Source organism: Kibdelosporangium philippinense, from assembly GCF_021390435.2.
Classification (GTDB): domain Bacteria; phylum Actinomycetota; class Actinomycetes; order Mycobacteriales; family Pseudonocardiaceae; genus Kibdelosporangium; species Kibdelosporangium philippinense.
Genome location: NZ_JAJVCN010000004.1, coordinates 1,164,372 through 1,190,972 on the forward strand (window position 1 = coordinate 1,164,372; position 26,601 = coordinate 1,190,972).

Genomic DNA, 26,601 nt, shown 5'->3' on the forward strand with positions numbered 1-26,601 from the left:
GTGATGGAGCCAGTCAGAATCGCAGTGACCACCGCGCAGCCATACGAGGTCGTGATCGGCCGCGGACTGCTTGGTGATCTGGTCGAAAAGGTGCAGGGCGCTTCCAGGGTGGCGATCGTCCACCCGCCGACGTTGACCGCGACGGCCGAGGCAGCTCGTGAGGAAATCGCCAACTCAGGCGTCGATGCTCACCGGATCGAGATTCCAGACGCCGAGGACGGCAAAGCTTTGCCCGTCGCCGCGTATTGCTGGGAAGTACTTGGGCGCATTGGCCTTGATCGGCAGGGCGTTGTTGTCGGCCTCGGCGGCGGTGCGGTCACCGATCTCGCTGGTTTTGTTGCGGCGACCTGGCTGCGTGGCGTTCGCCTGATCAACGTTCCGACGACGCTGCTGGGCATGGTCGACGCGTCGCTCGGTGGCAAGACCGGCATCAACACCGACGCGGGCAAAAACCTCGTCGGCGTCTTCCATGAGCCCAGCGCAGTACTTGTCGATCTCGCCACCTTGTCCACATTGCTAGCCAATGAACTCGTCGCGGGTATGGCAGAGGTGATCAAGGGCGGGTTCATCTCGGATCCACGGATCCTTGAGCTGATCGAAGCCGACCCGAAGGCCGCCGTCGACCCTGATGGCGACGTGATCGCCGAGCTGGTAACCCGCAAGATCCAGATCAAGGCTCACGTCGTGGGGCAGGATCTGCGTGAGTCAGGGCTGCGCGAGATTCTCAACTACGGTCACACGCTGGGCCATGCGATCGAGCGGCGCGAGCGGTATCGCTGGCGCCATGGTGCGGCCATCAGCGTCGGCATGGTGTTCGCTGCTGAGCTGGCGCGTCTCGCCGGTCGGTTGGACGATGCCACTGCGGATCGGCACCGCGAGGTGCTTGAGTCGATCGGGCTGCCGACGTACTACGACGCGGATGCTCTGCCTCAGCTGATCGACGGAATGCGCAACGACAAGAAGACCCGGTCGGGAATGCTTCGTTTCGTTGTGCTCGACGGACTGGCGAAGCCTGGCCGATTGGAAGGGCCCGACCCGGCGTTGCTCGCCGGTGCGTACTCGGCGGTGGCGGCCAAATCGGCGAACGGAGGGGTGCTGCTGTGAAGATCCTGGTGCTCAACGGCCCGAACCTGGGCAGGCTCGGCACAAGAGAACCAGAGGTCTACGGCCACACCACCCACGCCGACCTTGTCGCCCTATGTGAGCAGACCGGCAAAGAACTCGGGGTCGACGTTGAGGTCAGGCAGACCAACCACGAGGGCGAGATGATCGGATGGCTGCATGAGGCCGCCGATCAGAAGGCTGGCGTTGTCCTGAACGCGGGCGCGTGGACGCACTACTCCATCGCGATCGCGGACGCTTGCGCGATGCTGACCGCCCCACTGGTCGAGGTGCACATCTCGAACGTGCACAAGCGCGAGGAGTTCCGTCACCACAGCTACATCTCCGCCGTTGCCAGCGGAGTGATCGTTGGTCTTGGCGTACGGGGATACCCGCTGGCGATCAGGTGGTTGGCTGAGCAATGAGCCAGCCGACGTTCGAGACGAACCGGTTGACGCTGCGTCCGATGCGGGCTGACGACCGGGACGCGGTAATCAAGATCTTCGCTGATCCGGCTAGCAGCAAGTACTTGACGCGGGACATGTCGGACGCGGTCAACGCGGCGACCAGCTTCGAGCGTTGGCTGGGCTGGGGTTCGCCGAACGGCATGGGAACCTGGCTGCTGGACTTGAATGGCTTGGTGATCGGCGTCGGCCGGTTCACGCCTTCGGATCGGTTGCCAGGCAAAGTGGTTGAAGTTGGCTGGTTTGTCGCCCGCACTCATGTGGGCCAGGGGTACGCGACCGAGGCGCTGCGCACGTTGCTGGACTATGGCATCCGCACCCTTGGGCTGCCTGCGATATGGGCATTGATCCACGCGCACAACGAGCCAAGCGTCCGCCTCGCGAAGTCCCTCGGGTTCCTCGACATAGCCGATCACTACCAACCAGCCGGGCCAGCCAGGATCCATGTCCTGCTCCCGCGCGCCGAGGCTAACGGCCACGATAGGCAACCCACGCTGCGGACCGAGCGCTTGGTAATCCGGCCGTTGCGCGAGGACGATCGGCGCGATGTGCGGGACATTTTCAGCGACCCGGAGTTGACGCGCTTCCTAAGCGAAGCTGCGCAGCAGCCTGGGTGGGCGGACAAGATGATCGACAGCAGGCTGGCCTATGCCGGGCCAACTGGTATGGGGCACTGGGCATTCGTCGAGGACGACATCCTGGTGGGCATCGGTCATCTGCGACCGTCTGGGGAACTGCCTGGCGATGTTGCCGAGATCGGCTGGTATCTCGGTACAGCGCACCAAGGGCGCGGTCTGGCGACGGAAGCGGCTATCGCGATCAGAGACCACGGTTTGCACACACTCCGCCTCGCGGCTGTGTGGGCGCTCGTCCACCAGGACAACGACGCCAGCCAGCGTCTTGCCAGCCGCCTCGGGTTCCTCGACGTCGGAACCGGTGTGCATTACAACGATCTTCACCGCGTCTACGCTGTGCTGCCGCGGCCCACGATCCGGTGATTCTGTCGATGCAGCCGTAGCTGCGGCAAACGGCTCAGATTCCGGTAGTTGGGTCGGCCAACGAGGAATGAGGATGACACCGCGTTGACTCCTGGCGGCACGGGAGGACCGTAAACTGTCGCCCGACTGGGTGACGGAAGGTCTGTGTGTGCGTCGTTTGGTGTTGGTGTCGGTGTTCCTGAGTGCTGCGGCGTTGGCGTCGTGTTCGGAGGCCTCGCCTCAGGCCGATGGCGTTGGGACAGCGGTCATCGGTGGCGCATCCGAACCCGCCCAGTTCGCTCCTGGGTCCGCACCCGAGCCCGCAGCTGCGCCATCACCACAACCGCGAGCGTTATCGCATGACGGTGCGCGACCGGATAGCGGGATTGTTGCGGCCGCGGGCGAGAACGCTCAATACAACTACGCGCCTTCGGTGATGGTCGACAACGGCCGTGTGCGCATGTGGTGGTGCAGCCAACTGGTTAGCAATCCGCCACCGGGCGACGATGTGGTCTACGCAGAGGCCGACACACCGGCGGGGCCCTTCTCCGTGGCGCGGGCGGTATTCGGTGGCGCTGGCCAAGGCTTTGACGGGCGGCACACCTGCGACCCGTCAGTGATCAGAGTCAACGGAACGTACTACCTGTATTACACAGGCGCGCCGAACGACCACAGTTCGGGCAACGCGATCGGGCTTGCGACGAGCTCAGACGGTGTTACGTGGACGCGTGCCAAAGGAGGCGAACCGATCGTAGGTTCGTCGTACGAAGTCGGGCGCAGCAACACTTACGGCGCTGGTCAACCGTCGGCGTTATATCTCGACGGCTGGTTCTATCTGATGTTCACCGACACCAACGCGTCCGGGGCGTACGACAACGGGGCTGGCCAATTCGTGTTGCGCTCCAAGGACCCGGTGTTCGCGACTGGCATGGAGATGTTGGGGCACGGCGGCTTCAAGCCTGGCCAAGGTCGCGAACGGTCCGTTGTAAATGCTTTCAGCGCCGACTGGATGTGGATCGACGCTCTGGACGCGTTCGCGATCGGCCACGAGACAGCAGACGGCACGACGATCACTTTCTGGAACAGGGACTTCACCACGCACCCGTACGAACCGGCGATAGTTCCGGGCCCCTGGGAAGAAGGACCAGGACTGGCACGCCGTGCGGACGGACACGCCCCACTGTCGATGACCGATCCATGTGGTCGCATACCGATCGATCTCATCCGCGCCACGCGGGATAAGGCCGAACCGACCGACCTCAAGCGGTTCGGGCTGGATCTGCACGCCGTCAACGGCTGCGCAACCAGACAGTCCGCGCTCGCCACACTGCAAGGATTCGCGGTGCCGTCCCCGCAACGAACGCTCGACATGGTGCTGGGCAACGAATTTGTGCGCGTGGACCGCCGGTCGGTTGCCGAAGCGATGGGCGCGGTCGTCATCAGTCAACGAGCCGCAGCGTTGAACGGTGTGCCGGTCACGGCGCACGTCGCCGCGGGCGCGGCAGCATTACGAGCGGAAGGGCGCGGCGTCGGCTTCCTACTTGGCGAAAGTCGCTTGTATCCGGTGACCCCGACGGTGGTTGCCGCCAACTCGTCGACCGTCGCCGACATTCCACCGACGACGTGGGACGGCTACTCGACCGGACCGGCCTTGGCTGTGCCGCGCTGAGCGAGGCGTCCGCCGACCAGCAAGCCGAGCCCGGCAGGCACGAGAATCACCAAGGCGCCGAAGGCGGCGTCGCCGGTCAACGCACTGCCCAGCGAACTCAGCCCTGTTTCGTCCACGAAGATCGCCTTGCCGATCACCCGCAGGATGCCGCTGGCGAATCCAGCCACGATCGAAGCCAGCACCCAGATCCGGGCACGATCAGCGAGCTGATGCCATCCGTCGAGCGCGCCCCACAACGCGGCAAGTCCCGCGACGACGCCGAGCACGATCGAGCGAATGACGCCGAGCGAGCTGATGTGCACAGCGATCGCCGCGAGCCCGACATCCGCGCCAGCCAGCACGAACGCGAGCACTCCGCCTCTGATCAGCCAAAACCGCACCACAAGACCCTACAACGAGCGTGTGGCCCAATGGTGATCCAGCAATCCGCACCGACGTTAAGCTCGTCGCATGTCTGACCTCTACGCCCGCCGCCGTGAAGCTCTGCGTACCCAGCTCAGGGAGCGAGGGCTGGACGCCCTGCTCGTGGTCGACCTACTTAATATCCGATATCTGACCGGATTCACCGGTTCCAACGCGGCGCTCGCCGTGCACGCCGCGGACAACCCCGGCGACGAGAAGCACACCATCTTCTGCACCGACGGGCGATACCTGACGCAAGCCGAAGAAGAAGTGTCCGACCTCGACCGGATCATCGACCGCGCCAGCGCCATCGCACTGGTCAACAAGCTCGCCGCGCAGAAGACCAAGCACCGCAGGACGGGCTACGAGAGCCACCACGTCACCGTCGAAGCCTTGGACGGCCTTGCCGACGCGGCCGCTGGGATCGAGCTGATCCGCGCGCCCGGCATGATCGAGAAGCTGCGGATCATCAAGGACGACGCAGAGATCGAGGCCTTGCGGATGGCGTGCGCCGCGGCCGACCGCGCGCTGGCTGACCTGATGGAACACGGAGGTCTTCGGCCGGGCAGGTCCGAGCGCGAAGTGGCGCGTGAGCTTGAGGACCGCATGCTCGAGAACGGCGCAGCCAAGCCCGCGTTCGAGTCGATCGTCGCCGCGGGCGCCCACTCGGCCATTCCGCATCACCGGCCAACGGATTCAGTGCTGCAGCACGGTGATTTCGTCAAGCTGGACTTCGGCGCGCTGGTCGACGGGTACCACTCCGACATGACCCGGACAGTGGTGCTCGGCGAGCCCGCTGACTGGCAGAAGGAGATCTACGAGCTTGTCGCGGCCGCGCAAGCCGCTGGCCGGGCCGCGTTGAAGATCGGCGCGGACGTCAAGGATGTCGATGCCGCGGCCCGCGACATCATCGAGCGCGCCGGCCGGGGCGACGAGTACCTTCACGGTCTCGGCCATGGCGTTGGCCTGCAGATTCACGAGGCCCCGAACCTGTCGAAGGCCGGTGAAGGTACACTTTCGGCCGGCATGGCGGTCACCGTGGAGCCCGGCGTGTATCTGGCCGGCAAGGGCGGTGTCCGAATCGAGGACACGCTTGTCGTGCGGGAGGCCGGTCCCGAACTCCTCACCTTGACCACCAAGCAGCTCATGGTCGTGTGAACGCACGCACGTCCTTGCCGAAAATTGAACACCGCTGAAAACAGGAGAGTCGAACCCGTGGCCACCACCACCAACGACCTGAAGAACGGACTGGTCCTCAACATCGAGGGCCAGTTGTGGACGGTTGTGTCGTTCCAGCATGTCAAGCCCGGCAAGGGCCCGGCCTTCGTCCGGACCACCCTCAAGGCCGTGCTGTCCGGCAAGGTCGTCGACAAGACGTTCAACGCGGGCACCAAGGTGGAGACCGCGACCGTCGACCGTCGCTCGATGACCTACCTGTACGCCGACGGCACGGACTTCGTGTTCATGGACGGCGAGACCTACGAGCAGATCCACGTCTCCCGGGACGTGGTCGCCGACGGCGCGAACTACCTCCTGGAGAACACCGAGGTCGTCGTGGCCACGCACGAGGGTGTGCCGCTCTACGTCGAGCTGCCGACGTCGCTCGAACTGGTCATCCAGCACACCGACCCAGGCCTGCAGGGCGACCGTTCGACTGGTGGCACCAAGCCCGCGACCCTGGAGACCGGTGCGGAGATCCAGGTCCCGCTGTTCCTGTCGACCGGCGAGAAGGTCAAGGTCGACACCCGGGACGGCCGGTACCTCGGCCGCGTCTCCAGCTGAGATGGGCGCACGGAGCAAAGCTCGCAAGCGCGCGGTCGACCTGCTGTTCGAAGCGCAGCTCAGGAAAGTCGACCCGGTCAGCCTGCTGGCCGACCGGGTCGGTTCCCCTGACGTGCCACCGGTGAACGACTACACCGTCACGCTGGTCGAGGGTGTGCAGACGCAACTCGGGCGGATCGACGAGCTGTTGGCAGAGCATTCGGAGGGCTGGACGCTCGACCGGATGCCCGCGGTGGACCTCGCGGTGCTCCGGCTCGGCCTGTACGAGTTGCTGTGGGCGTCGGACGTGCCTGACGCGGTCGCGATCGACGAGGCCGTTCAGCTCGCGAAGATGCTGTCCACGGACGACTCGCCGCGGTTCGTCAACGGTCTGCTCGGCCGGATAGCCACGATCGCGGACAGGCTGCGCGCGACCCTCTGAGCCGACCTGGACAAGAGCTAGCCCGGAAAGCGCTGGGGTGAAGAAGCGCTGGTCAGAACGCATGCGGCGCAGAACTGTCGGACCCCTGGTGTTGAATAAAAACTAGGGGTTCCCCCAATGGCGGGCTTTGTCGCGGTGGTGGGACTGCGACTTCCGCTGGAGTGCAGGGCCCTTAGGCCCGCAGGGGTGCATGCGCTTGGATGTTCGCAGAGCCGCGTGGGCCTGGACATTTGCCGGGCACCGATCTGGATGTCGCCGGGATCTGTCCCCCTTGCTGCGCACCGATCAGGATGTCGCCAGGCATCGATCTGGAGTGCCGGGTACGGGCCTGGATGTCCGCAGGGCTGCACTGAGCCGGATGCTCGCGGGGCCTGGACGTTCGCAGGTACGGGCCCGGATGTTGGGAAGGCTGCGCCGGGCGTTCGCAGGCCTAGATGTTCGTGGGCACCGGCCTAGATCTTCGCGAGTCGGGATGTACGGAAGGCTGCACGGATCTGGAAGTCCGGTGGCAGGGGCCTGGACGTTCGCGGGCAAAGATCTTGACGTTCGCAGGGCCCGGTCAGGTGGATGGCCGCCGCGGCTGTGTGGAGTCGCCTTCGTCTGGACTGCTCGGACTTGCGCGTTCGCCACAGCGCGAAAGTGGTTCGGTGCCAAGGCGAGAGTAGTTCGCATCAGCTCGATGCGCGCGCTGCACGTGTTCCGGAGGCGTGCGGTCGTGCAGGGCGACCTCATCCTCAGGTTGTTCTGCTCAGCGCCGACCGGCTGCGCGCCACCCATCGTTCAACGGGTCCCCCAGCGCGCAGCCGGTGTTGTATCAGTCCTCTTTGGACGGCCTTGCTTCCGGCGGGAGCACGCCCCAGTCGATCAGCTGCTCGGTGAGCTCGCCAGGGGTCATGTCGTAGATGATGGCGAGTGACCGCAGGTCCTCGGTCCGGATGGACAGAACCTTGCCGTTGTAGTCCCCTCGCTGACTCTGGATGGTGGCCGCGTAGCGCGCCAGCGGACCGACCTTCTCGGCCGGCAGCTGCTGCAGCCGCTCCAGGTTGATGACGATTTTCGTGGCTGGCTCGGCGCCGGAGGGGACCCTTCCCTCGGGCAGGAGCTCGACCACCGGTACCCCGTAGAAGTCGGCCAGCTCGGCCAGCTTCTGCACGGTCACTGCACGGTCGCCGCGTTCGTAGGAGCCGACAACGACTGCCTTCCAGCGTCCGCCGGACTTCTGCTCGACGCCGTGCAACGACAGGCCTTGCTGCTGGCGGATGCCACGGAGCTTGGCCCCTAGCGCCTTGGCGTAATCGCCCATGTGGCGGTTCTCCATTTCATTCGCCCCGGCGGCCGGGAAGGCGAGCCGACGGGTCTCTGCTTAGATCGATACGCAGAGTAATGGTTACTTGCCGTGGCCACCAGGTCAAGCACCTCGCTCAGTTGCAGTATCGAGATCGACCTCAAGACCACCCGGACGGTGTACCCGTGTGCCCTGGTAACGTGCCTGATGACCCTGGTAATGAGGGTCCTTGACATCCTTTAACGACCCGTCCAGCGAGGCGGGGAAGGAGGTCCACGCCAGTGCCACGCACCCGTGGCGCGGCGGATCCGGGCGAGCGGCGCGAGCTGCTGTCGGCCGGGGACGTCGCGCGCACCGTCGCCCGAATGGCCCATCAGGTCATCGAGAAAACGACTCTCGGTGGTCCTGACGCTGCTCCAGTCGTGCTGATCGGCATTCCTACAAGGGGTGCACCGCTCGCCAAGCGACTGGCAGCACGTATTGCCGAGTTCAGCGGAGTCCACGTCCCCACGGGCGTGCTCGACGTGACTCTTTACCGCGACGACCTGCGTCGCCATCCCAACCGCCCGCTCGAACCGACGAGCCTGCCCGAGGGCGGTATCGAGGACAAACTCGTCATCCTTGTCGACGACGTGCTCTATTCCGGCCGAACGGTCCGTGCCGCTTTGGATGCGCTGCGTGACCATGGCAGGCCGCAGGCCGTGCAACTCGCCGTGCTTGTCGACCGCGGCCACCGCGAATTGCCGATCCGGGCCGACTACGTGGGCAAGAACGTCCCTACCGCCCGGTCGGAAGGTGTCGAAGTGTTGCTTGACGAACTGGACGGCCGCGACGCCGTGGAGCTTGTTGGATGAAACACCTGCTGAGCTGTGACGGCCTGAGCCGTGACGCGGCCACTGCCGTACTGGACACTGCCGGCGCGCTGAAGCAGGCGCTTCTGGGCCGGGAGGTCCGTAAGCTGCCGACGCTTCGTGGTCGGACGGTCATCACAATGTTTTACGAGAACTCGACCCGCACCCGCGTCTCGTTCGAGATCGCGGGCAAATGGATGAGCGCCGACGTCGTCAACGTGTCGTCGAGCGGCTCGTCTGTCAGCAAGGGCGAGTCGTTGCGCGACACCGCCCTGACGTTGGCGGCCGCGGGCGCTGATTGCGTCATCGTTCGCCATCCGGCGTCCGGCGCGGCGCACCGGTTGGCCGACTGGCTGGCCAGCACGCACACCTCGGTCGTCAACGCCGGTGACGGTACGCACGAACATCCGACCCAGGCGTTGCTGGACGCGGCGACCTTGCGCGAGCGCCTCGGCGGCCTGGACGGCCGTCGGGTCGCGATCGTTGGTGACGTGCTGCACAGTCGCGTGGCCAGGTCGAACGTGCATTTGCTCACAACGCTGGGTGCCGAGGTGGTGCTCGTCGCGCCGCCGACTTTGCTGCCGACGGGCGTAAACAGTTGGCCTGTAACGGTGTCGCACGAGCTCGACGCCGAACTGTCCGCTGTGGACGGTGTGATGATGCTGCGTGTGCAGGCCGAGCGCATGCACGGCGGCTTCTTCCCCTCTGCACGCGAGTACTCCATCGCATACGGTCTGTCGGAGGCGCGCCTGCGCCTGCTCCCTGACCACGCTGTCGTGCTGCATCCCGGACCGATGCTGCGCGGCATGGAGATCGCGTCCACCGTCGCGGACTCGCCACGGGCCGCGATCACCGACCAAGTCCGAAACGGAGTCCACGTCCGCATGGCGGTGCTCTACCACCTGCTCGCCGGGGAAGAGGAAGTCGCATGACGCTGATCAAAGGCGCCGTGATGTACGGCGAAGGTGACCCGGTCGACATCCTCGTCGAGGACGGTCAAATATCGGATATAGGAAATCTGAAATCTGATGACCGGACCGTCATCGACGCACAGGGCCTGATCGCCCTGCCAGGGTTCGTCGACCTGCACACGCATTTGCGTGAGCCGGGACGCGAGGACACCGAGACCGTCGAGACGGGTTCGGCGGCCGCCGCGCTCGGCGGTTACACGGCGGTTTTCGCGATGGCCAACACCGATCCGGTCGCCGACAACCCGGTCGTCGTCGAGCATGTGTGGCGCCGCGGCCGCGAGGTCGCGTTGGTTGACGTGCACCCGATCGGCGCGGTGACCGTCGGGCTGAAAGGCGAGCGACTCGCCGAGCTCGGCGCGATGGCGCGGAGCAACGCGAACGTCCGGATTTTCTCCGACGACGGCATGTGCGTCGCTGACCCGCTCATCATGCGGCGCGCGCTGGAATACAGCCGAGGCCTCGATGTGCTCATCGCGCAGCACGCCGAAGAACCGCGCCTGACGGTCGGCGCCCAGGCGCACGAAGGTGAAACCGCCGCGCGACTCGGGCTCGCCGGATGGCCAGCGGCCGCCGAGGAGTCGATCGTCGCGCGCGACTGTTTGCTGGCGGGCCACGTCGGCGCGCGGTTGCACGTCTGCCACGTCTCGACTGCGGGAACCGCGGACGTGCTGCGCTGGGCGAAGGCCCGCGGCACCCAGGTCTCGGCCGAAGTGACGCCGCACCATTTGCTGTTGGACGACGATCGGCTCAACACCTATGACCCGGTCAACAAGGTCAACCCGCCGCTGCGGGCTATATCAGATACGAAAGCGCTCCGTGAAGCGCTCGCCGAAGGCGTCATCGACTGCGTGGCCACCGACCACGCGCCGCACGCGCCACAAGACAAAGACTGTGAATGGTCCGCGGCGCGACCCGGCATGCTCGGTCTGCAGACCGCCTTGTCCGTCGTGATCCAGACGATGGTCCAGCCCGGCCTGCTCGACTGGCGCGGAGTCGCGCGAGTGATGAGCGAGCGGCCCGCCGAAATCGCCGGTCTGCCGGACCACGGCAGGCCGATCGCGGTCGGCGAACCCGCCAACCTCGTCCTGGTCGACCCGAAAGCGACCTGGACGGTGAATGGCGCGGAATTGGCCAGTCTCGCGAGCAACACCCCGTACGAGGGCATGGAGTTCCCCGGCGTCGTCAAAGCGACGTTGCTGCGCGGCAAGGTGACCGCGCGAGACGGGAAGGTCGCGAGATGAGGATCTTGCTCACGCTCGCGATCGTGGCCTTCTTCCTGCTGTGCGTGCTGGCCATGTGGTGGGGCTACCGCAATCGCGCGCGCAGGCAAAGCACGGTCCTTCCGGCGTTTCCGCAACCACCGGCGCAGCTCAAAGAAGATCTGCTCAAACCTGTGACGGGCGTGTACATCAGCACGACGACCGCGAAGAGTTGGCAGGACCGTGTCGCTGTCGGGGACGTCGGATTCCGGGCTGCCGCGACCGTGCACCTGACGAACGACGGCGTGCTGTTCGACAGGGAAGGCGCAGACCGGGTCTGGATCCCGGCCGACTCGGTGGTCAGCGCCCGCACCGACCGTGCGATCGCCGGAAAGGTGATGAAGCGCGACGGCCTGCTCGTCGTGCGCTGGCGACTGGGCGAGCACGAGCTCGACACAGGCTTCCGGGGAGATGACAAAGACGTGTACGCGGACTGGGTCGAGGCGTTGACCGGCCTGGCCAAAGGAGGAGCGGCGAAGTGACACCAGCTGCATTGGTGCTTGAGGACGGCCGGGTCTTCCGGGGTGAGGCGTTCGGCGCGGTCGGGTCGACCCTCGGCGAGGTCGTCTTCTGCACCGCGATGACTGGGTACCAGGAGACCCTGACCGACCCGTCCTACCATGGGCAGATCGTGGTCGCGACGGCCCCGCAGATCGGCAACACCGGGTGGAACGACGAGGACGACGAGTCCCGCAAGATCCACGTCGCCGGTTACGTGGTGCGGGATCCCGCGCGGATTCCGTCCAACTGGCGGTCCCGTCGTTCCCTGAACGACGAGCTGGTCAACCAGGGCGTCGTCGGGATCGCCGGGATCGACACGCGCACGGTCACCCGGCACATCCGCGAACAAGGCGCCATGCGCGCCGGGATCTTCGCGGGCGACGCGGTGACCGATGTTGACACGATGGTCCAGGCCGTGCAGGAGAGCCCGAAGATGAAGGGCGCCGATCTTTCCGGCGCGGTCAGCACCAAGGAGACCTACGTCGTCCCCGCCGACGGCGCGACCCGGTTCAAGGTCGCCGCACTGGACCTCGGCATCAAGTTCAACACGCCGCGGATGATGGCCCAGCGCGGGATCGAGACACACGTGATGCCGGTCGGGTCCACTCTGGACGACCTGCTCGCGATCGAGCCCAACGGCGTCTTCCTGGCCAACGGCCCCGGTGACCCGGAGACCCAGGCCCACGCGATCACGCTGACCCAGCAGGTGCTCGAACGCCGGATCCCGCTGTTCGGCATCTGCTTCGGCAACCAGATTCTCGGCCGCGCGCTTGGCATGGGCACGTACAAGATGCAGTACGGGCACCGCGGTATCAACGTGCCGGTGATCGAGGCGGCCACCGGCCGCGTCGCGATCACCGCGCAGAACCACGGGTTCGCGTTGGAAGGCGAAGCTGGCCAAAAACTGGACACGCCGTTCGGCGCGGCCGAGGTGAGCCACTACTGCCCGAACGACGGCACCGTCGAAGGTTTGCGCTGTGTGGACGTTCCCGCGTTCAGCGTCCAGTACCACCCTGAGGCCGCCGCGGGCCCGCACGACGCGGCGCCGCTGTTCGACCAGTTCGTGACGTTGATGGATGAGGCCTGACAGATGCCGAAACGGACAGACATCAAGCACGTGCTCGTGATCGGCTCAGGGCCGATCGTCATCGGGCAGGCGTGCGAGTTCGACTACTCGGGCACCCAGGCCTGCCGCGTTCTGCGGGAGGAAGGCCTGCGGGTCAGCCTGGTGAACTCCAACCCGGCGACGATCATGACCGACCCGGAGTTCGCCGACGCCACCTATATCGAGCCGATCACCGCTGAGTTCGTCGAGAAGGTCATCGCCGCCGAACGCCCCGACGCGATCCTCGCGACCCTCGGCGGGCAGACCGCGCTGAACACCGCCGTCGCGCTGCATGAGCGGGGCGTGCTGGAGAAGTACGACGTCGAATTGATCGGTGCGGACATCGACGCGATCCAGCGCGGCGAGGACCGGCAGAAGTTCAAGGACATCGTCGCGCAGATCGGTGGCGAGACGCCGCGCAGCCGCGTCTGCCACTCGATGGACGAGGTCCGCGAAACCGTCGCCGAACTCGGCCTTCCTGTCGTCATCCGGCCGTCGTTCACCATGGGCGGTTTGGGTTCTGGCATGGCGCACACGCCCGAGGAGCTCGAGCGCCTCGCGTCGTTCGGCCTGGCCGAGTCGCCGGTGACCGAGGTCCTGATCGAGGAAAGCGTCCTCGGCTGGAAGGAATACGAACTCGAGCTGATGCGCGACCGGCACGACAACGTGGTGGTCGTCTGCTCGATCGAGAACATCGACCCGATGGGCGTGCACACCGGTGACTCGGTGACCGTCGCGCCCGCGATGACGCTGACCGACCGCGAGTACCAGCACATGCGCGATGTCGGCATCGACGTCCTGCGCGCGGTCGGCGTGGACACCGGCGGTTGCAACATCCAGTTCGCCATCCACCCGGAGAACGGCCGGATGGTCGTCATCGAGATGAACCCGCGGGTTTCGCGGTCGTCGGCGTTGGCGTCGAAGGCGACCGGGTTCCCGATCGCCAAAATCGCGGCCAAACTTGCTATCGGATATACGCTCGACGAAATCCCGAACGACATCACCGGCGAAACCCCGGCGAGCTTCGAACCGACGCTCGACTACGTCGTGGTCAAGGTGCCGCGGTTCGCGTTCGAGAAGTTCCCCGGCGCGGACAAGACGCTGACCACCACGATGAAATCGGTCGGCGAGGCCATGTCGCTCGGCCGCAACTTCACCGAGGCGCTCGGCAAGGCGTTGCGGTCCATGGAGACCAAGGCCGCGGGCTTCTGGACAAGGTCCGACCCCGTCGACGCGACCGTCGAGTCCACTTTGGAGCAGCTCAAGGCCGGGCACGACGGCAGGCTCTACACCGTCGAGCGCGCGTTGCGGCTCGGTGCGTCTGTCGAAGACGTGCACAACGCGTCCGGTATCGACCCGTGGTTCATCGACCAGATCTTGTCGCTGGTGGAGCTGCGCGCCGAGATCATGGACGCCGCCGTGCTCGACGAACCGCTGTTGCGCAGAGCGAAACGCGCCGGTTTGTCGGACCGTCAGGTGGCCGCGTTGCGGCCGGAACTGGCGGGGGAGGACGGCGTTCGCACGTTGCGGCACCGTCTCGGTGTCCGGCCGGTTTTCAAGACCGTCGACACCTGCGCGGCCGAATTCGCCGCGAAGACTCCGTATCACTATTCGGCTTACGAGTCCGACCCAGCGGCCGAGTCCGAGGTTGCGCCTCAGCGCGACAAGCCCAAAGTGCTCATCCTCGGCTCTGGGCCGAACCGAATCGGGCAGGGCATCGAGTTCGACTACTCGTGCGTGCACGCGGCGATGGCGTTGCGCGCTGACCAGTACGAGACCGTGATGGTCAACTGCAACCCGGAAACCGTGTCGACCGACTACGACACGTCCGACCGCCTGTACTTCGAGCCACTGACCTTTGAGGACGTTCTCGAAGTCGTGTACTCCGAGCAACAGTCCGGCACCGTCGCGGGCGTCATCGTGCAGCTCGGCGGTCAGACACCGCTCGGCCTTGCGCAACGGTTGGCCGACGCGGGAGTCCCGGTCGTCGGCACGCCACCCGCCGCGATCAACCTCGCGGAGGACCGCGGAGCGTTCGGTGACGTCCTGACGACCGCCGGTCTGCCAGCGCCGCGGTACGGAACGGCGACGTCGTACGAAGGCGCGAAGCGGATTGCAGATGAAATAGGATATCCGGTTTTGGTGCGACCGTCCTATGTGCTCGGCGGCCGCGGCATGGAGATCGTGTACGACGACTCCACGCTCGCCGACTACATCGCGCGCGCCACGGAGGTCTCGCCGGAACACCCCGTTCTGGTCGACCGGTTCCTCGACGACGCGATCGAGATCGACGTCGACGCGTTGTGCGACGGCGAGGAGGTGTTCATCGGCGGCGTCATGGAGCACATCGAGGAAGCGGGTATCCACTCTGGAGACTCGTCCTGCGCCCTTCCGCCGATCACGTTGGGCCGTACGGACTTGGAGAACGTCCGCCGATCGACCGAAGCCATCGCCAAGGGCGTCGGCGTGCGCGGCCTGCTCAACGTCCAGTACGCGTTGAAGGACGACCAGCTGTACGTGCTGGAAGCCAACCCGCGCGCGTCGCGGACGGTTCCGTTCGTGTCCAAGGCGACCGCGGTGCCGCTGGCGAAGGCCGCCGCCCGAATCATGCTCGGCGCGACCATCAAGCAGTTGCGCGACGAAGGCATGTTGCCGTCGTCCGGTGACGGTGGCGAATTGCCGTCGGACGCCGCGGTCGCCGTCAAGGAAGCGGTGCTGCCCTTCCACCGGTTCCGCACGCCGGAAGGCCACGGCGTGGATTCGTTGCTGGGCCCGGAGATGAAGTCGACCGGCGAGGTGATGGGCATCGACACCTCGTTCGGCAAGGCGTTCGCCAAGTCGCAGACCGCTTCTTATGGTTCGCTGCCGACGTCGGGCCGGGTGTTCGTGTCGGTGGCCAACCGGGACAAGCGCGCGATGATCTTCCCGGTGAAGCGGCTGGCCGACCTCGGGTTCGAGATCGTCGCGACCCAGGGGACCGCGGAAGTGCTCCGGCGCAACGGGATCCCGTGTGCCGAGGTGCCCAAACACTTCGAGGCTGGTGAGGACTCGGCGCGCAACGCCGTCAGCGTGATCCTGGACGGCGAGGTCGTCATGGTGATCAACACGCCGTACGGCAACAGCGGCCCCCGGGTGGACGGTTACGAGATCCGCACCGCGGCCGTGGCACGTGACATTCCTTGTGTGACCACGATTCAAGGCGCCGCTGCGGCCGTTCAGGGCATTGAGGCCCTGATCCGGGGTGAGATCACCGTCCGCCCGTTGCAAGCCTTGCAAGAAGCGCTGAAGGCGCAGTCGAGGAGTAACGCATGACGCACGCGGATCGCGCCCCGTTCGGCGCGCGGCTGACCGACGTCGTCGCCGAACGGGGCCCGCTCTGCGTCGGCATCGACCCGCACCCTGGTCTGCTGACCCAGTGGGGCCTCCCGGACGACGCGAACGGCCTCGAACAGTTCGCGTTGACCTGTGTGGACGCACTGGCAGGCGAGATCGCGGTCCTCAAACCGCAGTCGGCGTTCTTCGAGCGCTACGGCTCCAAGGGCGTCGCGGTGCTCGAGCGTGTCATCGCGGAGTCGCAGCAGGCAGGCGCGATCGTCCTGCTGGACGTCAAACGCGGCGACATCGGATCCACGATGGCGGCCTACGCGGCGGCGTACCTGACCGACGGTTCGCCGCTCGCCGCCGACGCCATAACACTGTCACCGTACCTCGGATTCGGCTCGCTCGAACCGGCGTTCCAAGCGGCGGAGAAGTCCGGGCGGGGCGTTTTTGTCCTTGCTCTGACCTCGAACCCTGAGGCGTCGGACGTTCAGCGTGCGCTGAATGGCGGGCGCAGTATCGCGCAGACGGTCGTAGACGCTGCGGCCGAACGCAACGCTGGGATTACCCCGATCGGGGGAATCGGTCTCGTCGTTGGAGCCACTATCGGGACGTTGGGCGTCGACCTGGACAGCCTCAACGGGCCCGTGCTGGTGCCCGGCTTCGGGGCACAAGGGGGCACGCTGTCCGATATCCGGACGCTCTTCGGAAAGTCCCTGCGTAGCGTGCTTCCGACCACGTCACGGGGGGTTCTGCGGGCGGGTCCCGATGTGTTCGCGCTGCGTAGCGAGGCCCTGCGGACGCGTGACGCGATCGTGTCGGCCGCGGGTCACCATTGATGTACCACGCGTGATCTGCGCAGGATCGTCGACCCACGTTGTCCTTGACCCGGGCGTGTCGGTACGGTCGCCAGCACCCGATCCGGAAACACCCACCCCACGGAGGAAATCGTGGCCCTTCCCCAGCTGACCGAGGAGCAGCGGGCCGCAGCGCTGGAGAAGGCGGCTGCCGCTCGTCGGGCCCGGGCTGAGCTCAAAGAGCGCCTGAAGCGAGGCGGCACGACCCTCAAGGACGTGCTCGCCCAGTCCGACAGCGACGAGGTCTTGGGCAAGATGAAGGTGACCGCACTGCTGGAGGCCCTCCCCGGCGTCGGCAAGGTGCGTGCCACTCAGATCATCGAGCGGTTGCAGATTGCCCCAAGCCGCCGTCTCAGGGGTCTCGGCGACCGGCAGCGCAAGGCGCTGCTCGCTGAGTTCAGCGGCGAGTGACTGATAGTCACTTGAGTGCCACTGAGCCGGGGACGGGTGTGCGCGCCCGGCCCCGGCTCACTGTTGTGTCGGGTCCATCAGGCGTCGGCAAGTCCACTGTGGTGGCCGAGCTGCGCAGGATGGACCCGAGCATCTTCTTCAGCGTCTCGATGACCACCCGCCGCCAGCGGCCCGGCGAGGTCGACGGTGGGCACTACCACTTCGTTGACCGGGCACGCTTCGACGACATGGTCGACAAGGACGAGTTCCTGGAATGGGCTGAGTACGCGGGCAACTGCTACGGCACGCCACGCCAGCCTGTTCTCGACGCGCTTGACGCGGGACGACCCGCGATCCTTGAGATCGAACTGCAGGGCGCGCGGCTGGTTCGCGCCGCGATGCCCGAGGCGCAGCTGGTGATGCTGGTGCCGCCGTCATGGGAAACCTTGGTCGGCAGGCTGACCGGTCGCGGGACCGAGGATCCCGAGGTGGTCCGCCACCGGCTGGCCGTCGCGGAGAAAGAGCTGGACGCTCAGGGCGAGTTCGACGCGCTGGTGGTGAACACCGACGTGAAGCAGGCCGCGACCGAGTTGCTAACCTTGATAACCGGTACCGCTGTCTGAAAACCCCTGGAGTTCCTCTTGACCACCGAGCTGGGCGCACTGGGCGAGCCGACCACCAACCTGGAAGGCATCACCAACCCCCCGATCGACGACCTGCTTGACAAGGTCAGCTCGAAGTACGCGCTAGTGATCTACGCCGCCAAGCGCGCACGCCAGATCAACGACTACTACGCGCAGCTCGGTGAGGGCCTGCTGGAGTACGTCGGCCCGCTCGTCGAGCCGGGTCCTCGCGAGAAGCCGCTGTCCATCGCGCTTCGCGAGATCCACTCCGGCCTGCTTGAGCACACCGAAGGCGAGTGACCACCCCGGCTTCTGGCCGGCCCCGGGTGGTGCTCGGGGTCGGCGGGGGCATCGCCGCCTACAAGGCCTGCGAGGTCCTTCGCCGTCTGACTGAGTCCGGTCACGACGTCCAGGTGCTTGCCACCGAGTCGGCACTCAACTTCGTCGGCAAGGCGACGTTCGAGGCGCTGTCGCACCAGCCCGTCTACACGGGCCTCTTCGAGGACGTGCCCGAGGTGGCGCACGTCCGCATCGGCAAACAAGCCGATCTTGTCGTCGTCGTCCCCGCAACAGCGGACCTGCTGGCCAAGGCCGCGCACGGGAACGCCAACGACATGCTCACCGGCACCCTGCTGACCGTGCGATGCCCGGTACTGATGGTCCCGGCGATGCACACCGAGATGTGGGAGCACCCGGCGACCCAGGACAACGTCGCGTTGCTGCGTTCGCGTGGTGTCGTTGTCACCGAGCCCGCCAGTGGGCGGTTGACCGGCACGGATACCGGCAAAGGCCGTCTGGCTGACCCCGCTGAGATCGTTGACCTCGCCCGGTTGCTGCTCGCTCGCGCTGACGCGTTGCCCCGCGACATGGCAGGCAAACGCGTTGTGGTGTCCGCCGGTGGCACACGTGAGCCGCTGGATCCGGTCCGCTACCTGGGCAATCGTTCGTCTGGCAAGCAGGGCTACGCGCTCGCGCGGGTCGCCGCGCAGCGAGGCGCCCAGGTCACCTTGGTCTCCGCGCACACCGTCGCGTTGCCGGAACCTGCGGGCGTGGACATCGTCGACGTCGGGACCGCGCTGGAGTTGCGCGACGCCATGCACAAGGCGGCCGCGGAGGCGGATCTCGTGGTGATGGCGGCGGCCGTGGCGGATTTCCGGCCGGTCAGCAAGGCCAACCACAAGATCAAGAAGACCGACAAGGACCCGGAGCCGGTCGCGCTGACCCGCAACCCGGATGTGCTGGCGGAGTTGGTCGTGGCCCGGGCCGAAGGCAAGTTCGACGCCTACATCGTGGGCTTCGCCGCGGAGACCGGCGACGAGCAGGGCGACGTGCTCACGCACGCGCGTGCGAAGCTGGCCAGGAAGGGCTGTGACCTGCTGGTTGTCAACGCCGTCGGCGAAGGGCAGGCCTTCGAGGTCGAGGACAACGCCGGGTGGCTGCTGTCCGCCGACGGCTCCGAACGGCCTATCGCACTGGGCTCCAAAGCGCAAATGGCAACCGAAATCTGGGACTTCGTCATGAAGTCGAGCACTCGTCGAACAGCGCGCTAGAACCTTCAGTAGGCTGGTCGATGCAGCTCATCCGTGATGAAGTGAGGGGTAATGGCAACAAACAAGGCCAGCCGGCTGTTCACGTCGGAGTCGGTCACGGAGGGGCACCCGGACAAGATCTGTGACGCGATCAGCGACTCGATCCTCGACGCCCTGCTGCGGAAAGACCCACGAAGCCGCGTCGCCGTCGAGACCATGGTGACCACCGGCCAGGTACACGTCGCCGGTGAGGTGACCACCGAGGCGTACGCGGACATCCCGGCGATCGTTCGCGACAAGATCCTCGAAATCGGGTACGACTCGTCAGCCAAGGGCTTCGACGGCAACTCGTGTGGCGTGAACATCGCCATCGGTTCGCAGTCTCCGGACATCGCTCAGGGGGTCGACACCGCGTACGAGTCGCGTGTCGAGTCCGCCGACGATGAGATCGACCGCCAGGGTGCTGGTGACCAGGGCCTGATGTTCGGCTACGCGTGCACCGACACGCCTGAGCTGATGCCCTTGCCGATCGCGCTCGCGCATCGGCTGTCCAAGCGACTGACCAAGGTCCGCAAGGACGGCGTCCTGCCGTACCTGCGTCCCGACGGCAAAACCCAGGTGACCATCGAGTACGCCGGTGACCAGGCCGTTCGGCTGGACACCGTCGTTGTGTCGTCGCAGCACGCCGAAGGCATCGACCTCGAGCGTCTGCTCGGCGTCGACATCCGTGAGCAGGTCATGGAGCCGGAGATCGGCGAGTTGCACCTGGACACGTCCAACGTGCGACTGCTGGTCAACCCGACCGGCCGGTTCGTCATCGGCGGTCCGATGGGTGACGCCGGCCTGACCGGCCGCAAGATCATCGTCGACACCTACGGCGGGATGGCGCGGCACGGTGGTGGCGCGTTCTCCGGCAAGGACCCGTCGAAGGTCGACCGTTCCGCGGCGTACGCCATGCGGTGGGTCGCCAAGAACGCGGTGGCGGCGGGCTTGGCCTCGCGCGTTGAGGTCCAGGTGGCGTACGCGATCGGCAAGGCGGCCCCGGTGGGCCTCTTCGTCGAGACGTTCGGCACCGAGGTCGTCGACCCGTCCAAGATCCAGGAGGCCATCTCCCAGGTCTTCGACCTGCGTCCGGCCGCGATCATCCGCGACCTGGACCTGCTGCGGCCGATTTACGCGCCGACGGCGGCGTACGGTCATTTCGGTCGTCCGGAGCTGGACCTGCCGTGGGAGCGCACCGACCGTGCGGAGGCCCTGAAGCAGGTTGCCGGTCTCTGACGGACCATCGTCACAAAACGGCGCGGGACTGTGCCCGCGCCGTTTCGTATCTGATTTTTCGTATCTGATATCCGATCGCCGGGTTTCAGGGAGCGCGAAATGGGCGTGCGCGCATCTTTGTGCGCGCCGCCCGGCTTCAAGGCACGGCATCGGAGGTACGCGCGGCCCCGTTCAGGATGCGGCGTCGACGAGCGCTTGCAGCAGGCGTTGCGGGTCCTCGGCGATGCGGTTGCAGACGTAGAGCCACCACTCGGTGCCGAACACGACGTACTCGCGAGTCGGGTGGCCGTTTTTGGCCATCGCTTCGAGCCGGTCCGGACCTAGCCCGAGCAGCGTCTCGAACTCCCACCGCGCGTCGGACCGACCGGCGCCGCCGAGGTAGTCGTCGATCTGGTTGATCAGGTCCCAGTCGTGGGTCGCGAACGAACACAGGTGCGCGGCATCAACCAACTGCTCGGCATACCGCCGATATGCGACCGCCAATTCGCGCGCCTCGCGCGGGTACGCGACGGTTTCGCTTTCCAAAAAGGCGCCTTTGACCAACCGGATTCGTCCAGGGCGCTCCAGAAGGCGAACCAAATCGTCGCCGGTTCGGTGAAGGCGCGCTTGTACGGTGATGCCGACGTGACCAAAGTGCGCGCAAAGTTGCTCATGGACCGCGAGGACGGCGTCCGTCCGGTCGGAGCCCTCCGCCGAGATGACCATTTCGCGGCCTGCGGCGGCGGTCGCCGTGGCGATCTCGGTCGCGTTCTCCAAAGCGAGACCAGCATCGACCGCGAGTCCTATATGAGATAGGTCGAGCGACACAGAACAACCGCTCGGTAGGCGACGCGCCATATCGACGAACACCGCGGTCTCGTCAGCGGCGCGTCGGGCGTCGCGGCAACTTTCGCCCATGTATTCGGCGTTCGCCCGGTGCCCGTCGGCGAGGATCCCGGTCACACGTTCGAGGGCATCGGCCAGGCTTTCTCCGGCCACGTACCGGCTGGCGACCTTGCGGACCAGTGGACCAATCATCGGATCGGCGGGGATTCGCCACTTCAGGTCCTCGTCGAGAGCCAGCGTGCGCAAAACCTGGGCGGCCCGCACTGCCTGGGCGGAGATGGTCATGATCCGACCCTCTGGTAAACCTCAAGCGTGGTCAACGCAGGCAACCGAAACAAGGGCGAACGGCACCCAGCAGCCGCCCTTCCGGTTGCCCGTGTCTACGTCGACGTGCCACTGGCGCACCTGGACAAGACATTCGACTACTTGATCCCCGCGCAGCTGGACGAACAAGTGGTGCCTGGTTGCCGGATCCGCGTACGGTTCTCCGGCAGGCTCGTGGACGCCTACGTCATCGAACGAGCGGCGGAGTCCGAGCATCCGAAGCCGATGTTCCTCGAAAAGGTCGTGTCGTCCGAACCGGTGCTGGCGCCACAGATCGCGCAGCTGGCCAGGACCGTCGCGGACCGCTACGCGGGCACGATGATGGACGTGCTGCGGCTGGCCATCCCGCCCCGCCACGCCCGAGCCGAAGCGGCACCCTCACCAGACCCGGTCGAGGTCAACCCGCCCGAAGAGACCGGCTGGGGACGCTACCCACGCGGGCCAGCGTTCCTCGACGCGTTGAAAGCAGGCCGCAACGCGCACGCGGTGTGGCAGGCGCTGCCGAACGACGACTGGCCTCGAAGGTTGGCGGAGCTGGCGACCACAGTCGCGGCGACAGGCCGGGGCGTGGTCATGGTCGTTCCGGACTACCGCGATGTGGCCCGTCTGCACGCCGCATGCCTTGACCTGGTCGGGAAGGAACAAGAGTCCGCTGTTGTCGCGTTGTCGGCCGATCTGGGGCCATCTACGCGGTACAAACGGTGGCTCGCGGTGCTCAGGGGCTCGGCAAGCATCGTTCTCGGCACCCGGGCGACAGCGTTCGCGCCGGTCAAGGACCCTGGCCTGGTCGTCATCTGGGACGACGGCGACGACTTGCACGCCGACCAACGCTCACCGTACGCCCATGTGCGTGACGTACTCACTCTCCGCGCGCATCAAACCGGCGCGGCGATGGTCATCGGCGGGTTCGCCAGGACATCTGAAGCCCAGTTGCTCCTGGACACGGGCTGGGCGCACGAAGTCATCGCGGCGCGAGACGAAGTCAGGAAATCCGCGCCACGGGTGACCGCGATCGGCGAGACCGACGTCCAGCTCGCCAGGGATCCGGCCGCCCGAGCGGCAAGGCTGCCGTCGGTGAGTTTCGAGGCAGCGCGTCACGCGCTCACCGCGGGCGCCCCAGTGCTGGTCCAGGTCCCACGACGCGGGTACGTGCCCGCGTTGGCCTGCGCGCAATGCCGCGCTCCGGCGCGGTGCCGCAGATGCGCCGGGCCGCTCTCGTTGCCGGGCGGGTTCGACGACGGCATGGCACGTCCAGCCGCATGTCGGTGGTGTGGTGCGGCTGAGGCCGCATTCCGTTGCGGCAACTGTGGATCACGGCGGCTGAGGGCTGTCGTGGTCGGTTCCAAAAGGACAGCCGAGGAGCTGGGACGGGCGTTTCCCGGCGTACCCGTTCGAACATCAGGCGCCGACGAAGTGCTCGCGACCGTGTCCAGCGCGCCCGCGCTCGTGGTGTCGACGCCAGGCGCTGAACCAGTTGCTGAAGGCGGCTACGGCGCGGCGCTTTTGTTGGACAGCTGGGCTTTGCTCGGCCGTGCGGATTTGCGCGCCACCGAGGAAACACTCAGGCGCTGGATGGGCGCGGCCGCGCTTGTTCGTCCTGGAGTGGACGGTGGGCGAGTGGTCGTGGTCGCCGATTCCTCGTTCGCGCCCGTGCAGGCGTTGGTGCGTTGGGATCCCGCTTGGCATGCCACGCAGGAACTTGCCGCGCGGAGCGAATTGGGTTTCCCACCCGCGGTCCGGATGGCGTCGGTAGACGGATCACCGGACGCGTTGGCGGAGTTCCTGGACAACATCGCATTGCCGGAGTCAGCCGAAGTCCTTGGCCCGGTGCCGATCGGCGAGACGAACGAGCGCGCGCTGATCCGGACGCCTCGCGTCGACGGGCGCGCGCTCGCCGCCGCGCTCGCCGTGGCGCAGAAGGAACGAACGGCACGGAAAGAGCCGGAGTCCATCAGGATCCGGCTCGACCCGTTGGAACTCGTCTAGTTGCTCGGCAGTCTCTCGGTCACGAGCGCCGGCGGGGGAGCGCTGAATATCAGTGTCGAGGTCTCGTGCAGCGCGTAGAGCTTCGTGCGCGGGTTCTGCAGGTCAGTTTCCGCGCGAGCAACGAAAATGTCGCCGCTCAGTTGAGGGGTGATGATCTCGGACGCGTCCGGTTCGACGGACACGCGCAGGTCGAACCCGCGCCACGCGGAGTCGACAACACCGGCGACCACGCCGTTTGACGTTGTGAACATGGCCGCGGTCTGGGACGGGGCCGCGTAACCAGGCACGCCATCCGGATCGGATACGGTCACGGTGGTTGCCGTCGTCTCACAGAACACCGGCCTGCCTTCGACGCGTGCTGCGGTGACGGTTACGCCGTTGACCTCAGAACTGGTCACGATCAGCCACTGTGGACGTTCAGGCAGATCGTGCGCGGCGGTAGCCGTTGCGTAACAGCGGTCGAGGTCGGCGTTCGCGCGTTGCAAGGAGACATTCTCGCTGCCGAACGCCGCAGCGGCGGGGGCGGTCGAGGACGACGACACGTTCTGCGCCAGGACAACCGAGCCGCCGATCAGGACAGCTACGGCACCGACAACTGCGGCGATGGGGGCACGTGCGCGGACGAACCACGACCGCGCCGGAACATCCAATTGGCTCCATAGTTTGCGTCGCAGCCGATCCCGCACCTCCGGCGGCATTTCACGGCGGCGGGGCAGTTCGTGGCGCGTCATTGGGCCGCCTCCAGCAAGTCGTCTCCGAGCATCCGGCGCAGACGGGATCGAGCGCGCGACAGCCGTGACCGGATGCTGACATCCTCGAGGCCGAGCAGTTCGGCAGCCTCGGCGACGGACAATTCGCCGATCAGGCACAACTCGACGGCCTGGCGTTCGGATTTCGGCAAACGCGCGACTGCCTGCAGCAGCACACGCATCCGGCCTTCGCCATCGACCTTGTCCACCACCGCATCCGCGTGATCCTCGATCGTGTCCGCGGTCGGCAGCCTGCGCAGCAACCGCGCGAACCGCCCAGAACTGCGGAATTCCGTGCGCGCCAGGTTTCCTGCGACCGCGTACAACCAGGGCAACGCGCTATCGCGGACCAACGTGACTTCGTGCAGCTTGCGCCATGCGTTCAGAAACGTCATGGATGTGAGGTCTTCGGCCAACGACCACGAACCGGTCAGCCGATAGGCGTGGTTCCACACCGCTTGCGCATGCCGCTCGAACAGTTCGCCGAACGCGGCCTTGTTGCCTGATGCGGCCCGGTGCCACAGCGCGGCGTCGCTGTGCACGTCGGCCTGCAGGCTTCTGGTGGTCACATCTATTAGATGTCCGCACCCGGTAACAACGTTGCATCCTCGAAAGTCACAGTTGGTTCAGCCCAACGCCGCATGCGGGGTGGCAGTGCCTGCTCCTACTGTCGAAGGTAGGACAGCCGTCACTGGAGGCAGGCGTGAGCGAAGCCCAGCTCGGCACCCGGGAGTACTTGTTGGCCGTCACCGAAGTGGATCAGCTGACGGTTGGTGTTGAAGAGGAGTTCCTGCTGGTCGACGTCGAATCCGGCGGGCTGGCCGACCGCGCTCCGGACATCCTGTCCGAAGTTGAGGGCGGCGGGCACGATCTGCAGCCCGAGATCGCGTTGAGCCAGGTGGAATCGGCCAGCGCCGTCTGCGTGACCATGTCTGACCTGCGGGCGCAGTTGAGCAGCGCCCGCAGGGTGCTCGCCGATGAAGCCACCCGGCACGGGTCGCGGCTTATCGCGACGGGAACGCCAGTGCTGGGCCGCGGATCGCCGAGCGGGCTGACGCCGTTGCCGCGGTATCACCGGATGACTCGAGAATTCCGTGCGCTTATTGGAGATTTGCCTGTCTGCGGGTGCCATGTGCACGTTGGTCTGCCGGACGACGAAACTCGGGTGCTGGTCTGCAACCACATTCGGTACTGGCTGCCGACTTTGCTGGCCATCAACGCGAACTCGCCGTACTGCAACGGTGCTGACACGGGTTACGCCAGCTGGCGGTACTTGATGTGGAGCCGATGGCCGTCAGCCGGTGCGCCGCCGTGGTTCGAATCTGCGTCGGACTACTACGCCGCTCGTGAACAGGTCATCGCAAGTGGGGCTGCGATGGATCTGGGCATGCTTTATTGGGACGTAAGGCTTTCCGCGCACCAACCGACAGTCGAGGTCAGGGTCGGTGACGTGGCTCCGACAGTGGACGACGCGGTGCTCATGGCCGCGCTGGTTCGCGGCATCGCCGCAACCGCGCTGGCGACCGGGGAATTAGGGCCCGCGGTGCCGCAGTATTTGTTGCGGCCCGCACTTTGGCGCGCCGCGCGGGACGGCCTGGAGGGCCAAGGAGTCGATCTCGTCACCGGGGAGCTGGCTCCGGCCGCGGATCTCGCCGGTGCGTTGGTGCGATGGATACGTCCGGCGCTGGAGATGGCCGGGGACTACGAATTGGTCGACGAGTCGCTGGCCCGTTTGGTGCTGGACGGATGTGGCGCCGCTCGGCAACGGGCCGCGTTTGGTCGGACCGGGTCGTTGGATGGCGTTGTGGAGTTCCTCGCCGCGCAGACGCGTTCGGCGTGATCGTCGCGAACCGTCCCGCCTATTTCATACTTCGTATCCGATATAGGGCAGGTCGTCGAGCGGTCGCTCGTTGGCCGGGCGGTAGGCTTTCACG

At 66.3% G+C, this 26,601-nt stretch carries 26 protein-coding genes; 21 read left to right on the plus strand and 5 right to left on the minus strand.

Annotated elements, in window-relative coordinates; all coding sequences use genetic code 11:
- The 4 genes from aroB (at position 1) to LWC34_RS48395 (ending at position 4,211) form a co-directional block, all read left to right on the plus strand.
- Positions 1-1,104, plus strand: coding sequence for a 3-dehydroquinate synthase (aroB, locus tag LWC34_RS48380; RefSeq protein WP_233734124.1), 1,104 nt, complete (start codon positions 1-3; stop codon positions 1,102-1,104).
- Positions 1,101-1,526: a type II 3-dehydroquinate dehydratase gene (aroQ, locus tag LWC34_RS48385; protein ID WP_233732601.1), complete on the plus strand. Its 426-nt coding sequence runs from the start codon at positions 1,101-1,103 to the stop codon at positions 1,524-1,526. Before aroB ends, aroQ begins: the two co-directional genes overlap by 4 nt.
- Positions 1,523-2,563 (plus strand): GNAT family N-acetyltransferase, encoded by a 1,041-nt coding sequence (locus LWC34_RS48390; RefSeq protein WP_233732604.1) that lies wholly within the window; start codon positions 1,523-1,525, stop codon positions 2,561-2,563. The genes aroQ and LWC34_RS48390 overlap by 4 nt, the downstream gene beginning before the upstream one ends.
- Before the next feature lie 148 nt (positions 2,564-2,711).
- On the plus strand, positions 2,712-4,211 hold the full coding sequence (locus LWC34_RS48395) for a glycoside hydrolase family protein (RefSeq protein ID WP_233732609.1): 1,500 nt from the start codon (positions 2,712-2,714) through the stop codon (positions 4,209-4,211).
- On the opposite strand, the gene LWC34_RS48400 is transcribed toward LWC34_RS48395, so the two are convergent.
- On the minus strand, positions 4,175-4,591 hold the full coding sequence (locus tag LWC34_RS48400; RefSeq protein WP_233732612.1) for a hypothetical protein: 417 nt from the start codon (positions 4,589-4,591) through the stop codon (positions 4,175-4,177). The genes LWC34_RS48395 and LWC34_RS48400 overlap by 37 nt on opposite strands.
- 70 nt (positions 4,592-4,661) lie before the next feature.
- Here LWC34_RS48400 and LWC34_RS48405 point away from each other — a divergent pair, with 70 nt between their 5' ends.
- Genes LWC34_RS48405 through nusB form a run of 3 tightly spaced genes read left to right on the plus strand, consistent with a single transcriptional unit; the run spans position 4,662 to position 6,816 of the window.
- Positions 4,662-5,771: a M24 family metallopeptidase gene (locus LWC34_RS48405; RefSeq protein WP_233732615.1), complete on the plus strand. Its 1,110-nt coding sequence runs from the start codon at positions 4,662-4,664 to the stop codon at positions 5,769-5,771.
- 57 nt (positions 5,772-5,828) lie between these two features.
- Positions 5,829-6,395, plus strand: coding sequence for an elongation factor P (gene efp, locus LWC34_RS48410; protein WP_233732618.1), 567 nt, complete (start codon positions 5,829-5,831; stop codon positions 6,393-6,395).
- 1 nt (position 6,396) lies between these two features.
- Positions 6,397-6,816: a transcription antitermination factor NusB gene (gene nusB / locus LWC34_RS48415; protein WP_233732621.1), complete on the plus strand. Its 420-nt coding sequence runs from the start codon at positions 6,397-6,399 to the stop codon at positions 6,814-6,816.
- A gap of 814 nt (positions 6,817-7,630) precedes the next feature.
- Here the strand turns inward: nusB and bldD are convergent.
- Positions 7,631-8,119, minus strand: coding sequence for a transcriptional regulator BldD (gene bldD / locus LWC34_RS48420; RefSeq protein WP_003096372.1), 489 nt, complete (start codon positions 8,117-8,119; stop codon positions 7,631-7,633).
- Positions 8,120-8,382: 263 nt separating this feature from the next.
- Between bldD and pyrR the strand changes: the two genes are divergently transcribed.
- The 12 genes from pyrR (at position 8,383) to metK (ending at position 20,783) form a co-directional block, all read left to right on the plus strand.
- Entirely contained in the window at positions 8,383-8,955 is a 573-nt protein-coding gene (gene pyrR, locus LWC34_RS48425; protein WP_308200263.1) for a bifunctional pyr operon transcriptional regulator/uracil phosphoribosyltransferase PyrR, read from the plus strand.
- A complete protein-coding gene (locus LWC34_RS48430) occupies positions 8,952-9,884 on the plus strand; it encodes an aspartate carbamoyltransferase catalytic subunit (RefSeq protein ID WP_233732623.1) in 933 nt (310 codons plus the stop codon). Before pyrR ends, LWC34_RS48430 begins: the two co-directional genes overlap by 4 nt.
- Positions 9,881-11,164, plus strand: a complete 1,284-nt coding sequence (locus tag LWC34_RS48435) for a dihydroorotase (protein WP_233732626.1) — start codon at positions 9,881-9,883, stop codon at positions 11,162-11,164. The genes LWC34_RS48430 and LWC34_RS48435 overlap by 4 nt, the downstream gene beginning before the upstream one ends.
- On the plus strand, positions 11,161-11,664 hold the full coding sequence (locus LWC34_RS48440; RefSeq protein WP_233732628.1) for a PH-like domain-containing protein: 504 nt from the start codon (positions 11,161-11,163) through the stop codon (positions 11,662-11,664). Before LWC34_RS48435 ends, LWC34_RS48440 begins: the two co-directional genes overlap by 4 nt.
- Entirely contained in the window at positions 11,661-12,770 is a 1,110-nt protein-coding gene (carA, locus tag LWC34_RS48445; protein WP_233732629.1) for a glutamine-hydrolyzing carbamoyl-phosphate synthase small subunit, read from the plus strand. The genes LWC34_RS48440 and carA overlap by 4 nt, the downstream gene beginning before the upstream one ends.
- A 3-nt stretch (positions 12,771-12,773) precedes the next feature.
- Positions 12,774-16,100 carry a carbamoyl-phosphate synthase large subunit gene (carB, locus tag LWC34_RS48450; RefSeq protein WP_233732631.1) on the plus strand — a complete coding sequence of 1,109 codons (3,327 nt, stop codon included), beginning with the start codon at positions 12,774-12,776 and terminating at the stop codon, positions 16,098-16,100.
- Positions 16,097-16,945, plus strand: a complete 849-nt coding sequence (gene pyrF, locus LWC34_RS48455) for an orotidine-5'-phosphate decarboxylase (protein ID WP_233732633.1) — start codon at positions 16,097-16,099, stop codon at positions 16,943-16,945. Before carB ends, pyrF begins: the two co-directional genes overlap by 4 nt.
- A gap of 111 nt (positions 16,946-17,056) precedes the next feature.
- Positions 17,057-17,374, plus strand: a complete 318-nt coding sequence (gene mihF, locus LWC34_RS48460) for an integration host factor, actinobacterial type (RefSeq protein WP_033390147.1) — start codon at positions 17,057-17,059, stop codon at positions 17,372-17,374.
- 11 nt (positions 17,375-17,385) lie between these two features.
- Entirely contained in the window at positions 17,386-17,976 is a 591-nt protein-coding gene (gmk, locus tag LWC34_RS48465) for a guanylate kinase (protein WP_233732634.1), read from the plus strand.
- Between the two features lie 18 nt (positions 17,977-17,994).
- Positions 17,995-18,276: a DNA-directed RNA polymerase subunit omega gene (gene rpoZ / locus LWC34_RS48470; protein WP_033390145.1), complete on the plus strand. Its 282-nt coding sequence runs from the start codon at positions 17,995-17,997 to the stop codon at positions 18,274-18,276.
- Positions 18,273-19,526, plus strand: coding sequence for a bifunctional phosphopantothenoylcysteine decarboxylase/phosphopantothenate--cysteine ligase CoaBC (coaBC, locus tag LWC34_RS48475; protein ID WP_372496802.1), 1,254 nt, complete (start codon positions 18,273-18,275; stop codon positions 19,524-19,526). The genes rpoZ and coaBC overlap by 4 nt, the downstream gene beginning before the upstream one ends.
- 51 nt (positions 19,527-19,577) lie before the next feature.
- A complete protein-coding gene (gene metK / locus LWC34_RS48480; protein ID WP_233732636.1) occupies positions 19,578-20,783 on the plus strand; it encodes a methionine adenosyltransferase in 1,206 nt (401 codons plus the stop codon).
- Positions 20,784-20,954: 171 nt separating this feature from the next.
- On the opposite strand, the gene LWC34_RS48485 is transcribed toward metK, so the two are convergent.
- Positions 20,955-21,893: a proline dehydrogenase family protein gene (locus LWC34_RS48485; protein ID WP_233732638.1), complete on the minus strand. Its 939-nt coding sequence runs from the start codon at positions 21,891-21,893 to the stop codon at positions 20,955-20,957.
- A gap of 27 nt (positions 21,894-21,920) precedes the next feature.
- On the opposite strand from LWC34_RS48485, the gene LWC34_RS48490 reads away from it, so the two are divergent.
- The gene (locus tag LWC34_RS48490) at positions 21,921-23,918 is read left to right on the plus strand and encodes a primosomal protein N' (RefSeq protein ID WP_233732639.1); all 1,998 of its coding nucleotides are present in this window, start codon (positions 21,921-21,923) and stop codon (positions 23,916-23,918) included.
- On the opposite strand, the gene LWC34_RS48495 is transcribed toward LWC34_RS48490, so the two are convergent.
- Both LWC34_RS48495 and LWC34_RS48500 read right to left on the minus strand, forming a co-directional pair.
- Complete coding sequence (locus tag LWC34_RS48495; RefSeq protein ID WP_233732642.1) at positions 23,915-24,649, minus strand: hypothetical protein; 735 nt, start codon at positions 24,647-24,649, stop codon at positions 23,915-23,917. The genes LWC34_RS48490 and LWC34_RS48495 overlap by 4 nt on opposite strands.
- Complete coding sequence (locus LWC34_RS48500) at positions 24,646-25,236, minus strand: RNA polymerase sigma factor (RefSeq protein WP_233732645.1); 591 nt, start codon at positions 25,234-25,236, stop codon at positions 24,646-24,648. Before LWC34_RS48500 ends, LWC34_RS48495 begins: the two co-directional genes overlap by 4 nt.
- A gap of 134 nt (positions 25,237-25,370) precedes the next feature.
- On the opposite strand from LWC34_RS48500, the gene LWC34_RS48505 reads away from it, so the two are divergent.
- Positions 25,371-26,507: a carboxylate-amine ligase gene (locus LWC34_RS48505; RefSeq protein ID WP_233732647.1), complete on the plus strand. Its 1,137-nt coding sequence runs from the start codon at positions 25,371-25,373 to the stop codon at positions 26,505-26,507.
- Positions 26,508-26,601: the final 94 nt, after the last annotated feature.

What these genes read in the sequence shown, in the direction of transcription:
- LWC34_RS48390 (WP_233732604.1), top strand. Translation starts at nt 1,523, where the DNA reads ATGAGCCAGCCGACGTTCGAGACGAACCGGTTGACGCTGCGTCCGATG.
- LWC34_RS48405 (WP_233732615.1), top strand. Translation starts at nt 4,662, where the DNA reads ATGTCTGACCTCTACGCCCGCCGCCGTGAAGCTCTGCGTACCCAGCTC.
- nusB (WP_233732621.1), top strand. Translation starts at nt 6,397, where the DNA reads ATGGGCGCACGGAGCAAAGCTCGCAAGCGCGCGGTCGACCTGCTGTTC.
- bldD (WP_003096372.1), bottom strand. Translation starts at nt 8,119, where the DNA reads ATGGGCGATTACGCCAAGGCGCTAGGGGCCAAGCTCCGTGGCATCCGC.
- LWC34_RS48430 (WP_233732623.1), top strand. Translation starts at nt 8,952, where the DNA reads ATGAAACACCTGCTGAGCTGTGACGGCCTGAGCCGTGACGCGGCCACT.
- LWC34_RS48435 (WP_233732626.1), top strand. Translation starts at nt 9,881, where the DNA reads ATGACGCTGATCAAAGGCGCCGTGATGTACGGCGAAGGTGACCCGGTC.
- LWC34_RS48440 (WP_233732628.1), top strand. Translation starts at nt 11,161, where the DNA reads ATGAGGATCTTGCTCACGCTCGCGATCGTGGCCTTCTTCCTGCTGTGC.
- carB (WP_233732631.1), top strand. Translation starts at nt 12,774, where the DNA reads ATGCCGAAACGGACAGACATCAAGCACGTGCTCGTGATCGGCTCAGGG.
- pyrF (WP_233732633.1), top strand. Translation starts at nt 16,097, where the DNA reads ATGACGCACGCGGATCGCGCCCCGTTCGGCGCGCGGCTGACCGACGTC.
- metK (WP_233732636.1), top strand. Translation starts at nt 19,578, where the DNA reads ATGGCAACAAACAAGGCCAGCCGGCTGTTCACGTCGGAGTCGGTCACG.
- LWC34_RS48485 (WP_233732638.1), bottom strand. Translation starts at nt 21,893, where the DNA reads ATGACCATCTCCGCCCAGGCAGTGCGGGCCGCCCAGGTTTTGCGCACG.
- LWC34_RS48495 (WP_233732642.1), bottom strand. Translation starts at nt 24,649, where the DNA reads ATGACGCGCCACGAACTGCCCCGCCGCCGTGAAATGCCGCCGGAGGTG.